The following is a 12,460-nucleotide window of genomic DNA, read 5'->3' as shown; positions in this document are numbered from 1 at the left end:
GAAACAAGACGGCTGACATCGTTGCAGTGCCCATGTTTCAGCGTGAAAGACCGAGCGATGTCCGCACCAGCAACCGGTTCAGCCCCTCCGCCCGTCAACCCGCGGTCCCGCGTCCTCGTCGCCAGCCTCATGGGCACGACGATCGAGTTCTACGACTTCTACATCTACGCGACCGCCGCGGTGCTCGTCTTCCCTCAGCTCTTCTTCCCGAGCAGCGACCCGACCACCGCGCTGCTGTCGTCCTTCGCGGTCTTCGGCGCCGCGATGGTCGCCCGCCCGATCGGCGCCGTCGTCTTCGGGCACCTCGGTGACCGGCTCGGCCGCAAGAAGACCCTCGTCGTCTCGCTCCTGACCATGGGCATCGCCACGTTCCTCATCGGCGTTCTGCCCACCTACGCCCAGGCCGGCTGGGTGGCCACCGCGCTGCTCGTGCTGATGCGGCTCGCGCAGGGCTTCGCGCTCGGCGGCGAGTGGAGCGGCGCCGCCCTGGTCGCGACCGAGAACGCCCCCCGCGGCAAGCGCGCCCTGTACGGCACCTTCCCGCAGCTGGGCGCCCCGCTCGGCTTCATCATCGGCAACGGCCTGTTCCTGGTCATCGGCGCGCTGCTGCCGTCCGCGGCCGGCGCCGACCCCTCGCAGCCCTCGGACGCCTTCGTCAGCTGGGGCTGGCGCATCCCGTTCCTGTTCTCCGCCGTGATGGTCGCGATCGGCCTGTGGGTGCGCTCCCGGCTCGTCGAGTCGGCGGTCTTCGCCAGGACCCGCGAGTCCGGCGAGGTGCGGCGGCTGCCGCTCGTCACCGTGGTGCGCGGACACGGGAAGCAGCTGGTCCTGGGCACCTTCATCATGCTGGCGACCTACGTGCTCTTCTACCTGATGACCACGTTCTCGCTCAGCTACGGACGCGCGGCCAAGGACGCCGCCGTGCCCGGACTCGGGTACGACTACACCACGTTCGTGCTCATGATGATCTTCGGTGTGCTGTTCTTCGCCGCGTTCACCCTGATCTCGGGTCCCCTCGCGGACCGGTACGGGCGGCGCGCCACCCTGATCTGGATCACCGCCGCGATCGTGGTCTTCGGACTGCTCTGGGTGCCGCTCATCGAGCTGGGCACCCTCGGCGTGGTGCTGTGGCTCGTGCTCGGCTTCACCCTGATGGGCATGACGTTCGGCCCGATGGGCGCACTACTGCCCGAGCTCTTCCCGACCAGCGTGCGCTACACCGGCTCCGGCATCGCGTACAACGTCAGCTCGATCCTCGGGGCGGCGGTCGCCCCGTTCATCGCCGTGGCGCTGTGGGAGACGGGGGACGGCTCGCCGTGGCTGGTCGGCGTCTACCTCTCGGCGATGGCAATGCTGACGCTGGTCGCGCTCCTGCTCGGCAAGGAGACCAAGGACGTCTCCCTGGACGACGGCGAGGCCGCCTCCGCCGACGACGCGCCCCGCGCCGAAGCCACCTCCCCCACCGCCTGAAGCCGACCGGCGTTCACCACCGCCGGGCCCGAGCCTCCTCGCGCCCGGCGTACGGCCGCCCTCGCGGGGCATAACAACAACCCCCGGCCCAAGGGAACTTCAGCCCCACCCGCACCAGAGGGAGCCCCCATGCTGCGCGGCATCGACGTGAGCGCCTACCAGTCCTCCTCCTACGGCACCGACGGCCTCTCCTTCGTCTTCGTCAAGGCGACCGAGGGGCGGTCCTACGTCAACCCCAAACTGGCCGCCCAGACGAAGCGGGCGCGTGACGCCGGACTGGTCGTCGGCTTCTACCACTTCCTGTGGCCCGGCAACCTCCAGGCCCAGGCCGAGTACTTCGTCGGCAAGGCACCGGACCGGGCGGGCGACATCCTCGCCGTCGACTGGGAGACGACCAGCAACGGAACACACGCGAGCAACGCGGAGAAGGACCTGTTCATCCGCAAGGTGAAGGACCTTCGGCCGAACAACCAGGTCATTCTCTACGCCAACCGAAACTTCTGGCTCAACATCGACACGACGTCCTACGCGGGCGACGCCCTGTGGATCGCCGACTACGTCTCCGCGGGCAAGCCCCGCATCAAAGCCAAGTGGCGCTTCCATCAGTACACCGACAACCCGCTGGACAAGAACGTGGCCGACTTCGAGAGCAAGGCCGCGCTGCGGAGATGGGCCGAGGACGCCTGACCGGCCCGCGGGCCGACCGTCGGCATGACGAAGGGGCCCGGTCCGACCGAGGTCGGACCGGGCCCCTTCGTCCGGGCGCCGGGACGGCCGGCGCCTACTTGTTCAGGTAGGCCCAGAACTCGTCGAAGCTCAGCTTCTTGTCGCCGTCGAGGTCGCGGGTCTTGATGACGACCTCGGCGACCGACTCGGTGACGTTCCAGTCACCCGATCCGGCCAGGGCGGCCTTGAACTCGGCAGCGGTGATGAATCCGTCGCCGTCCGTATCGATCCGCTCGAACTGCTTGCGTGCTTCCTCGATGTCCGCCACCGATCCGCCCCTACTCTCGTGCTCTCGTGTTCTGCGTCGTGCTGACGCAGGTCAGATTAACTGGCCGTCCCCGCCTCCAGCGCGGCGACCACCCAGGCGAACTCCTCGTCGTAGGTCGGCTGAGGCCCGAGGCCGTTGACCACGGCCTGGAGTTCGCGGTAGCGGGCGACCCGCACGTTGGAGGCGGCCGTGAGGCGTTCGAGCACGGCGGCCCGGTCGGTGTCGCCTAGCAGGTCCCTCAGGACATCGTCGGCCTCCGGCGCCCCGGGGGCGATGCCGCGCTGCCGTGCCTCGGCGGCGAGCTGGACGAGCCGGCTCATGAACCACAGGGACGAACCGGCCGGGACGTCCGGCCCCCGGTCGGCCGCGTTGAACTCGATCATCTGCCGCATCTGCGCGCGGAAGCCGGGGTCCTGGATCAGTTCGGCGAGCTCCACCCAGGCGTCCGCCTGCTCGGGTGTGGGGTCGTCGGGCAGCTCGGCGGCCGCGAAACGCAGTCTGCCGCGGATGTCCGGGTCGGCGGTGTCGATCCCCTCGAAGATCTCCGCCATGAAGTCCTCGACGATCCGCCGTCGTTCGGCCGCCGAGAGCCGTGCCAGTCTGTTCATGAGTGTCATCTCCTCCGCGCTGGAACCCCGCCTCGCGACCGTCGACAGCACCGCACGGGTCACCTTGAGCGACCGGATCTGCGCGTCCAGCGCGACCACGTGCGCGGCGGCGACCCGCGCGACCGTGGTCTCGCCGGCCAGGACCCGGCGGACGTCCGCCAGGCCGAGGCCGAGTTCGCGCAGGGTGCGGATCAGCTCCAGGCGGGCCACGGACGCGGCGTCGTACAGCCGGTAGCCGCCCGTGGACCGGGTCACCGGGGGCAGCACGCCCTCGTCGGACCAGTAGCGGATGGTGCGCACGGTCAGTCCGGTGACCCTGGCCAGTTCCCCGATGGTGAGCAGTCCGGTGCCGTCGTCGGTCATGTCCGCGAGTCTGGGCCCTCCAGTGGGTGGAGACTCAACTCTCGCGCTCCCCCACGGTCACCGGAAGATGCCCGTGTGGCCGAGGGAGTAGCGGCCGGGCTGCGGGTAGACCGCGAGGCCGTGCGGGCCGCTGCCGACGGGGATGCGGGCGAGCTGGGCGCCGGTGCGGGTGTCGATGGCGTAGACCTCGGCGTCGTAGCGGCCGGAGAGCCACAGGACCTTGCCGTCGGCGGAGACGCCGCCCATGTCGGGGCTGCCGCCGTCGGGCAGGTCCCACTTCTTGGTGAGCTTGTTCCGGGTGAAGTCGAAGACGGAGATGGTGCCTTCGCCGCGGTTGGAGACGTACATCTCGCGCGAGTCGCGGCTGACGTAGAGGCCGTGACAGCCCTTGCCGGTGGGGAGCAGGGTGGGCTCGGTGAACCTGTCGCCGTCCAGGACCCACATGCCGTGGGCCATCATGTCGGCGATGTAGAACCTCTTGCCGTCCGGCGAGACCTTCACGTCCTGCGGCATGGCGCCCTCGAACGGCAGCCTCTGCTGTCCCACGACCTTCATCTTCTCGGTGTCGACCTTGAGCAGCTCGCCGCTGAACTCGCAGGAGACGATGAAGTAGCGGCCGTCGAGGGAGAAGTCGGCGTGGTTGACGCCGTAGCAGGAGACCGGGACGGTCTTCCTGATCTCCATGGTGTGCGGGTCGCGGAAGACCAGTTCGCGGTCGAGGGAGGCCATGACGACGGCGTACTTGCCGTTGGGCGTGAAGTAGAGGTTGTACGGGTCGTGGACCTCGACCTCCTTGCCCGCCTTGCCGGTCTTCGGGTCGATCGGGGTGAGGGTGTGGCCGCGGTTGTTGTTGACCCAGAGCGTCTTCAGGTCCCAGGAGGGCACGACGTGCTGGGGCTGCCGGCCCACGGGGATCGTCTCGATGATCTCGTACGTCTTCGGGTCGATGACGGAGACGGTGTCGGACTCGGTGTTGGGGACGTAGACCCGGGACGGGAAGCCCTTGACCACGGGCGACAGCTTGTTGGGGCGGTCGGCCGCGTAGACGTCCTTCGGGTCGAGGACGGGCGGCATGCCCGGCAGGCCCTGGACGGTCTTCTTCTCGTGCGGGGCGGGCACGGCGGCCTTGGTGGGGCGGGTCCCGGAGGTGCGCTCCTCGTCCTGGGTGCCGCAGGCGGCGAGGACGGCGAGGGCGGCGCCCGCGACGAGGGTGCTTCTGACAAGGTGGCGGTGCATCAGCTGACCAGCTCCGAGGTAGTGGCCGCGGCAGGACCGCGGCAGGCAGCGGGGTCGTCGCGAAAGACCCGGAAGCAGGTCACGGCGTCGGCATCGCAGGGCTCGACCGCGGTGACGCCGTCCGATGGTCAGTCGTGTTCACGCGCACCATTTAAGAGGCAATTCGGAGCAAATCTCGTGATCAACCCTCGAACGGAGGACGGTCGTGTGGAAAGGACCGGTCAGGGCTCAGGGCGCCGAGCGCGGCTGAGGCGTGATGGTGAGCAACTCCGGCGGCAGGGCACCCACACCACTGACAGATGACGCATCGTGAACATGAATGCGCAGCCCCGGCCATTCAGCCAGGGACGAAACGTCTACCGGCCGGTGGTCGGCGAGGATCGAAAGCAGCCGTAGACCGGGAAATGCGCGCCGCACCAGCGCCGCTGCCGGCAGAGCCCCCTGGGGGGCATTGAGAATAAGGTGTTCCACCTTGGATACCGGAGGAACATGGGACAGCACTCCCGGCTGGAGTCGGATCAGCTGTAGTTGTTTCAAATTGCCCAGCGCGGCGATGTCGGCGAATTCCCTGGCAGAGGGTTTGGGAACGTCGACGCTCAGATGCGAGAGCCGGCGCAGGCGGGACACTCCGACGAGGAAGTCCTTGCGCCCCTCGGCGCCCGACAGCCGCAGCTCGGTGATGTTGGGAGGCACCGGCGTACCCAGAACATTGTCGTATGTCCGGGGTACGCCCATCGTGACCTTCTCGATGGTGTCGAGCCGCCGCAGGGACCCGAGCCTGCAGCCGTCCAGCTTGCTGAGGACGAGATGCTTGACCGTGGTCTCCCGCAGCGGGGCCCAGTCGACGATGGCTGCACCGCTGATCTTGAGTGTGTGCAGACGCGGGCATGCGCTCAGCAGGTCGAGCGAACTCAGTCCCAGACTGTCGGACACAGTGATCGCCACCACGGAATCACGGCTCGGCTGCCTGACGACCCGGTCCAGGGAGAGGTACCGGCCGACACGGACGTGACAGTCCCTGCCCAACCGCTCGGCGACTTCGAACTGGGCCGGTGAGTCGATGGTCAGTTCCATGCGCTGATCGGGGAGGTGTTCGATGATCTCGGTCGCGAAGTCCTGGGTGTCGAAGGCGCTCCACGCATCCGCGAGGGAACGCTGCACCATGGGGTGGGGATGGCTTCTGAACCGCTTGAGGAGCACGAAGGCCGGGGGCCCGCCGACGGTTGCCGCCGTGGTGACGACCGCCTCGGCCTCATACGGGTCGAGTCCCTCGGGCCCTGGCAGGAGATCCAGGATCACGGGGCCGTACTGCGCCAGGACACGGGCGTCGCGGTAGGAACGGGGCGGCAGGAGACTGGCGGCGTTCAGGCGCACCTGGGCCTGCACCTCGGACTCCACTTCGGTCGCGTACTCCAGGCAGGCCATGGCCAACAGGTGCAGGCGCTTCCCCTGCTTGCGTGTGTTTCCCCGGGCCGTCAGCTCGTTCAGGAGCAGCGCCCGTTCCTTGGGGCGGGCGTGCGAGACGGACATGCGGATCACGTCCTCCCACTGGTCGTCGTGGGCGTTGTCCAGGAGGAGGGGGAAGTCACCGGCTTCGATGCAGGCCTTGGCGCCCAGGTAGTCCTGGAAGGTCCGGTGCACGAAGTCGATGGTGTCCGCGGTCGGCTGGCGCAGGATCCCGCTGCGATTGATGAGATGAGACAGGACCGTCTCCGCATCGGTTTTCCCGTGCAGGCCCGGCATGGCGGGAAGCTGCGCATCGACGGTCCGCAAGGCGATGTCCTTGAGCATCTCCGTCTGGCGGTTGACGACCATCCAGTACGCCAGCCTCTGCAGCAGCTGGATGCTCTGGCGTTCGCTGAGATGGATGCCCTCCGGGGTCTCGATGCCCCGCTCGGTCTCGCGGCGGTCGAGAAGCGTGGAGAGAGCCGCTTCATAGAGCTCCATGCGGCCCTGAGGCAGATGGCCTCGCCTGTCCCGGTGCAGCGCGCACATCAACGCGCACATCAAAGGAGTCGTGGCCAGCTGAGCGAGCTCGCGCTGAAACCGAACGGCGTCCCGCATCTTCTCCCGGAGCACGACCAGAGCCTGATCGCCGCCGGTTCTCCCGCCGGCCGCCTCGTGCCATCTCGTGATGAAGACGTCGGTGTCCCGGCCGCGCATGGGACGGATGATGAGTTCCGCGAAGGAGCTCTTGGCAAGCCAGCCCTCCGGGACGGCGGAAGGCCGAGTGGTCACGACGAAACAACTGCGCGAATAGGCCGACAACAGGCCCTGCAGCCACGCGCGTGCCGCCTGACGCTGTTCGGCGGGTACTTCGTCCACCCCGTCGATGAGGAGGAGCCCGCGTCCGCTGTTCAGCACTTCATCCGTCCAGCCCCGCGGCTGGGTATCCGCGAAGGGACAGCTCATGGCGTCGAGAAAGGCCTCCGGAGCGGGCAGTGAGCCTCGACGCACGAGGCTGCGCAGGGGCAGGACGTAAGGAACCATGTCCTCCAGATGGTCGAGCCCCGGAGCGGGAACTCCTTTGGCGGTGGTCACGGCCAGCCACTGGAGCAAGGTGGTCTTCCCGCTGCCCGCCAGCCCTCTCACCAGAGCCCGCTGTCGGCCGGCCAGCGCCTGTTCCGCCCTCACGACCCGCACTTCATGGCTGGTGAACGCCAACGAGTCCGGCCTGCTGAAACCGCGCCAGGACGCAGCTTCACTCACGTCCGCCATCTCCAGGCTGAGATAGGCGGCGTCAAGGGGCCAGGACTGGTCGGAGTGGCGCAGATCGAGCCCGACGATGGTCAACTCGCCGTAGCGATCGACCACGTACGTGCGATAGCGCTCCTCGAAGGCTTCGTGGGGGCGCCTTGGGCGTACTTTCGGAGCGGCGGCCGCCCGCAGGCTCTTCAGCTCCCGCAGTTCGGCGGGACCCGCCTTCAGTGCTTCGGCCAGGGAGACCAGGGTGTGGTCGCTGGGCACCACATGGCCGTTGAACACCCGGCTGACCAGTGTCCGGCTGAGCTCCGCCCTCGTGGCCAGACCTGCCATCGTGACGCGGCGCCGAGCGCGGAGGTCCCTGAGCCGCTCCGCCAGCTGTTCCCGAGGACCCGTCTGTTCGCTCAATGACACTGCCCCCATGGAATGCGACGTTCAACTGTGTTGCGTGTGAACACCGCTGAACACGAACGCGGCCAGGCTCGGTTACGACGTTGTCGAGAGCCTTATACCCCGCCAGGAGGCGTCGTGTCCGCGGAAGTCACCTATCTGCTTGTGGTCATCCTCGCGCTGATCGTTGTGCTCCAGTTCGGCCTGCTGGTGGGTGTCACCGTCGCGTTCTCCGCACGGCTGTCCGGTACGCCACTCGGCGCCGCCCTCCTGCGCGGCGGAGCCGCGTTCGGCGGAGCGCTGACGCTCGGCCTGCTGATCGTGGCGACGGTCAAGGGCCTGTTGGGATGAAGCGTCTCGGTATCGGCACCGGCGAGGCGGGCCGGCGGTCGCGGCATGCGACGACGAGGCGACACCGTCTCGGCCGCGTCTCGGCTCAGCGGTCGACGACCCGCATCTCGAACCACGTCGTCTTCCCCCGCGGCAGCAGATCGACCCCCCAGCGGTCGGCCAGCTTGTCGACGAGGAAGAGGCCCCGGCCGCTGATGTCCATCTCCTGGACCGGCATCAGGCAGGGCAGCCCCCGGGAGGGGTCACGGACCTCTACCCGGATCCAGCCGCGACGCCGGTGCAGACGCAGCCCGAAGACCCGGGCGCCGGTGTGGCGTACGGCGTTGCCGACCAGTTCGGAGACGAGCAGGACCGCCTCCTCGGTGATCTTGGGGGTGAGTCCCCAGTGGCGCAGGACCACGACCTGGGTGAGCCGTCTGGCGGTGGCCGCGGACTCGGGGCGGGACGGCAGTGGAACCTCAGCCTCCGTCGGGTTGCCGTACAACTCCAGCGCCTTCAGCGCGTGTTCGTCCTCGACGGTCGGCGACCAGCGCGCCGCGGCCGCATGTGCGTGTCCCCGCGGCTGTTCCATACCCTCCAGCCCCGCCATGCCCCCCATCATGGCCGCCCGGGGCGCCCGACGGGGCCGTTCCCGGGGAATAGACCCCCCGGAACGGACCCCGAACCGGCAGTCGGACGGCATATGCCAAAGGCACTTCAGAGCCTTCATCGACCCGTATGACCTGCGCATACGACCTGTTTCGGGGCAAGCTGCGAAGCTCACCGGCCTGACACGCTTAAGGCTGCCTTAAGGCCGGCATAAACCGCCCCATCGAGGGACCCGGATCAGACGTCGTGTCAATTGCAAGCCCCTGGAGGGGTGTTCAGAGGAACTTGGCCTTGCCCGGCCCCTCCTCCACGAAGCTGCGCATGCCGCGCTCGCGGTCCTCGGTGGCGAACAGGCCCGCGAACCAGTTGCGTTCGATGGTCAGGCCCGTCTCGATGTCCGTCTCCAGGCCGGCGTCGATGGCCTCCTTGGCGGCGCGCAGCGCGAGCGCCGGGCCCTGTGCCAGCTTGGCGGCCCAGGCGTGCGCCTGCGCGTACACCTCGTCGGCGGGCACGACCCGGTCCACCAGGCCGATCTCCCGCGCCTCGTCGGCCTTCACCATCCGGCCGGTGAAGATCAGGTCCTTGGCCTTGGAGGGGCCGACCAGGCGGGCCAGGCGCTGGGTGCCGCCCGCGCCGGGGATCAGACCGAGCAGGATCTCGGGCTGGCCGAGCTTGGCGTTCTCACCGGCGATGCGGTAGTCCGCGCACAGCGCGAGTTCGCAGCCGCCGCCGAGCGCGTAGCCCGTGACGGCCGCGACGACCGGCTTGGGGATCCGGGCCACGGCCGTGAAGGAGTCCTGCAGGGCGCGGGCGCGCAGGACCATCGCTGTGTGGTCCATCGCCTGCATCTCCTTGATGTCCGCGCCGGCCGCGAACACCTTCTCGCCGCCGTAGACCACCACGGCCCGCACGTCGTCGCGGCGCGTGGCCTCCTCGGCGAGTTCCTTCAGCCGGTCCTGGGTGGCGATGTCCAGCGCGTTCATGGGCGGGCGGTCGAGTCGGAGCGTGCCGACGCCTTCAGCGACTTCGAGAGAGACGGTCATGGGCAGCAGGTTAACCAGGACTAACGCCGAAGGCCCCGGTGCGGTCCGTCACACCGGGGCCCTTCAGGTCATCGTGGAGCTACTTCTTCCACTTCTCCCACGACATGTTCCAGCCGTTGAGCCCGTTGTCCGGGCTGACGATCCGGTCCTCGGAGTTCTTGACGACCACCACGTCGCCGATCATCGAGTGGTTGAAGAACCAGGCGGCCGGCACCTTCTTGTCCCAGCCGCCGCGCACGTCGCGCAGGCCGATGCAGCCGTGGCTGGCGTTGTACTCGCCGAAGGCGCCGCCCGCCCAGTAGTTGCCGTGCAGGAAGGTGCCGGAGGTGGTGAGGCGGATGGCGTGCGGGACGTCCTTGATGTCGTACTCGCCGCCGTAGCCGACGGTCTCGCCGTTCATCCGGGTCACGGGGAGCATCTCGCTGACGACCATCTGGCCGTTCCAGGTCTCCATGCCGGGCTTGCCGGTGGTGACCGGGATGGTCTTGAACAGCTTGCCGTCGCGCATGACCTTCATCGTGAGCTTCTTGGCGTCCACGACGGAGACCTGGTTGCGGCCGATGGTGAAGTCGACCGTCTTGTCCTGCTCGCCGTAGACGCCGGAGCGTCCCTCGACGCCGTCGAGGTTCAGGTCGACGGTCACCTTGGTGCCGGGCTTCCAGTACTTCTCGGGGCGGAAGTCGAGACGGTCGTTGCCGAACCAGTGGCCCTCGACGTCCACGGCCGGTTCCGTCTTGACGCGGATGGCCTTCTCGACGTCCTCCGGGTTGGTGATGCCCCGGTCGAAGCGGATGGAGAACGGCATCCCGACGCCGACCTTCGAACCGTCCTCGGGGGTGAAGGTGCCGGTGAAGGTGTTCTCCGGCGTCAGCGTGGTGAAGCCCGCGTCCTCGGCGGCGGTGCGCCCCTCGGAGTCCTTGGCCACCGCGTGGACCGTGTACTTGGTGGCGGCGGCCAGATGGATGGACGGCGTCCAGGTGGCGCCGTCGCCGGATATCTCGCCGTCGACCTTCTTGCCCTTGGCGTCCTTGACCTCGACCTCGGTCAGCTTGCCCTTGGCGGCCGTGACCTTCAGCTTCCCGCTGGTGTCGACGGACTTGGCGCCGTCCTTGGGCGTGATGCTCACCATGGCCTCGGACTGTTTGCTCTGCGCGCTGTCCGAGCCCTTGCCGGTGCCGTCGCCCCCGCCGGCACCGGCTCCGCTCTCCCCGCCGCCACACGCCGTGACGGCGAGAAGCAGCGAGCCGAGTATCAGCGCGAGCAGTCCGTGCCTGCCCCCCACCGACGCCCCCGATATCGGTCGCCCGTTCAAGTCGTACTCCCCTCCCCGGGCCTGGTCAGGCCCACAACCCCTGCGCGTCCCCCGCGCCCCGGCGCATAGTAACCACAAGGCGACGGGCACCGGCGGCCCGTGATTGTCACTGTTCCGTCCCAACGGAACGCCGGGTCGATCCGCCCCCTGTCGGACTACTTCACCGCGCTGCCCGCTTTCCATGCCTTCCAGGCCATGTTCCAGCCTCCGAGGCCATTGTCGGGAGAGACCTCTTTGTCCTTGCTGTTGACGACCTCGACGACGTCCCCGACCAGACTGCGGTCGAAGAACCAGCCGGCCGGGGTGTCCGAGCCGCCGCCCTTCACATCGCGCAGCCCGATGCAGCCGTGAGAGACGTTGCTCCGCCCGAAGACGGTGTGGTCCGCCCAGTAGTTGCCGTGCAGGAAGGTGCCGGAGTCGGTCAGGCGCATGGCGTGCGGGACGTCCGGGATGTCGTACTCGCCCTTGCCGTCGCGCTTCTTGAAGCCGACCGTGGCGCCGTTCATCCGGGTGACGTCGAGCATCTCGGTCACCACCATCTTCCCGTTGTACGTGGTCGTCTCGGGGGCGCCGGCCGTGACCGGCACGGTGGCGAGGGTCTCCCCGTCGCGCCGGACCTCCATGGTGTGCCGGGCGGCGTCGACCACGGAGACCTGGCCTCGGCCGACCGTGAAGGAGAACGTCTTGTGCTGCAGGCCGTATACGCCGGGCGCGCCCTCGACGTCGCGCAGGCGCAGGTCGACGGTGACCTGGGTGCCGGGCTTCCAGTAGTCCTCGGGGCGGAAGTCGAGGCGGCTGCGGCCGAACCAGTGCGGGCGGATCTCGACGGCCGGGCGGGAGGTGACCCGCACCGCGCGTTCGACGACGGCTCGGTCGGCGATCTCCCGGTTGAACTCCAGGGAGACGATCATGCCGGTGCCGACCGTGGCGCGGTTCTCCGGGGCGACGTAGCCGATGAAGCGTTCCTCGGGGACGTACGTCGTGAAGGTGGTGTGCCGGGCCGAGCGGTGGCCGTCGCCGTCCACGGCCACCGCGTCGACCGTGTACTCGGCGGCGAGCGCCAGCCGCTTCTCCTCGGGCTCCCAGGTCAGGCCGTCGGCGGAGACCCGCCCGGGCACCGGGGACTCCTGCGCGTCCTGGGACCTGGTGACCTTCACCGACTCCAGCCTGCCGTCGGGCACGCGCACCCGCAGCGTCCTGCCGGGGCGCACGCCCCTGCTGCCGTCGTCGGGCGACACCTTGATGACGTCCTCGGGCGCCGGGGGCGCGCCGAACGCCCCGGCGATCCCGCCCGCGTCGTCCGAGGTACAGCCCGTGGCCCCGGCCAGCAGCCCTGCCCATGTCACTACGGCGGCCAGCGCGGCCCTCGCGCGCCGCGCGCGCCCTTGTACGTGCCTCACGG

11 protein-coding genes are annotated in these 12,460 nt (G+C 68.9%); 3 read left to right on the top strand and 8 right to left on the bottom strand.

All coding sequences use genetic code 11. The annotated features are described in order from the left end of the window. Window positions 1–57 precede the first annotated feature (57 nt). Window positions 58–1,470 (top strand): MFS transporter, encoded by a 1,413-nt coding sequence (locus ACFZBT_RS13660; protein WP_391102404.1) that lies wholly within the window; start codon window positions 58–60, stop codon window positions 1,468–1,470. A 129-nt stretch (window positions 1,471–1,599) separates the two neighbouring features. Next, window positions 1,600–2,157 carry a GH25 family lysozyme gene (locus ACFZBT_RS13655; protein WP_391102402.1) on the top strand — a complete coding sequence of 186 codons (558 nt, stop codon included), beginning with the start codon at window positions 1,600–1,602 and terminating at the stop codon, window positions 2,155–2,157. Window positions 2,158–2,251: 94 nt separating this feature from the next. Here the strand turns inward: ACFZBT_RS13655 and ACFZBT_RS13650 are convergent, their stop codons facing one another. From ACFZBT_RS13650 to ACFZBT_RS13635, 4 genes are all read right to left on the bottom strand, one after another. Further along, a complete protein-coding gene (locus ACFZBT_RS13650) occupies window positions 2,252–2,464 on the bottom strand; it encodes an EF-hand domain-containing protein (RefSeq protein ID WP_391102399.1) in 213 nt (70 codons plus the stop codon). Between the two features lie 56 nt (window positions 2,465–2,520). Beyond that, window positions 2,521–3,435 (bottom strand): MerR family transcriptional regulator, encoded by a 915-nt coding sequence (locus tag ACFZBT_RS13645; RefSeq protein WP_391102397.1) that lies wholly within the window; start codon window positions 3,433–3,435, stop codon window positions 2,521–2,523. A 57-nt stretch (window positions 3,436–3,492) separates the two neighbouring features. After that, window positions 3,493–4,671 carry a YncE family protein gene (locus ACFZBT_RS13640; protein WP_391102395.1) on the bottom strand — a complete coding sequence of 393 codons (1,179 nt, stop codon included), beginning with the start codon at window positions 4,669–4,671 and terminating at the stop codon, window positions 3,493–3,495. Between the two features lie 228 nt (window positions 4,672–4,899). Next, complete coding sequence (locus tag ACFZBT_RS13635; RefSeq protein WP_391102392.1) at window positions 4,900–7,797, bottom strand: NACHT domain-containing protein; 2,898 nt, start codon at window positions 7,795–7,797, stop codon at window positions 4,900–4,902. Window positions 7,798–7,902: 105 nt separating this feature from the next. Between ACFZBT_RS13635 and ACFZBT_RS13630 the strand changes: the two genes are divergently transcribed. Then, window positions 7,903–8,115, top strand: coding sequence for a hypothetical protein (locus tag ACFZBT_RS13630; protein WP_391102390.1), 213 nt, complete (start codon window positions 7,903–7,905; stop codon window positions 8,113–8,115). 85 nt (window positions 8,116–8,200) lie between these two features. On the opposite strand, the gene ACFZBT_RS13625 is transcribed toward ACFZBT_RS13630, so the two are convergent. The 4 genes from ACFZBT_RS13625 to ACFZBT_RS13610 all read right to left on the bottom strand — a co-directional run bounded on the left by ACFZBT_RS13625 (window position 8,201) and on the right by ACFZBT_RS13610 (window position 12,458). Next, window positions 8,201–8,704 (bottom strand): ATP-binding protein, encoded by a 504-nt coding sequence (locus tag ACFZBT_RS13625; protein ID WP_391102388.1) that lies wholly within the window; start codon window positions 8,702–8,704, stop codon window positions 8,201–8,203. Between the two features lie 274 nt (window positions 8,705–8,978). Next, window positions 8,979–9,746, bottom strand: a complete 768-nt coding sequence (locus ACFZBT_RS13620) for an enoyl-CoA hydratase/isomerase family protein (RefSeq protein ID WP_193481824.1) — start codon at window positions 9,744–9,746, stop codon at window positions 8,979–8,981. Between the two features lie 79 nt (window positions 9,747–9,825). Further along, on the bottom strand, window positions 9,826–11,058 hold the full coding sequence (locus ACFZBT_RS13615; protein ID WP_391102384.1) for an Ig-like domain-containing protein: 1,233 nt from the start codon (window positions 11,056–11,058) through the stop codon (window positions 9,826–9,828). Window positions 11,059–11,213: 155 nt separating this feature from the next. After that, window positions 11,214–12,458: an Ig-like domain-containing protein gene (locus ACFZBT_RS13610; protein ID WP_391102382.1), complete on the bottom strand. Its 1,245-nt coding sequence runs from the start codon at window positions 12,456–12,458 to the stop codon at window positions 11,214–11,216. Window positions 12,459–12,460 lie beyond the last annotated feature (2 nt).

This window comes from Streptomyces sp. NPDC008137, from assembly GCF_042957035.1.
In the GTDB taxonomy this organism is placed as follows: domain Bacteria; phylum Actinomycetota; class Actinomycetes; order Streptomycetales; family Streptomycetaceae; genus Streptomyces.
This window is presented reverse-complemented; position numbering and strand designations above follow the sequence as displayed.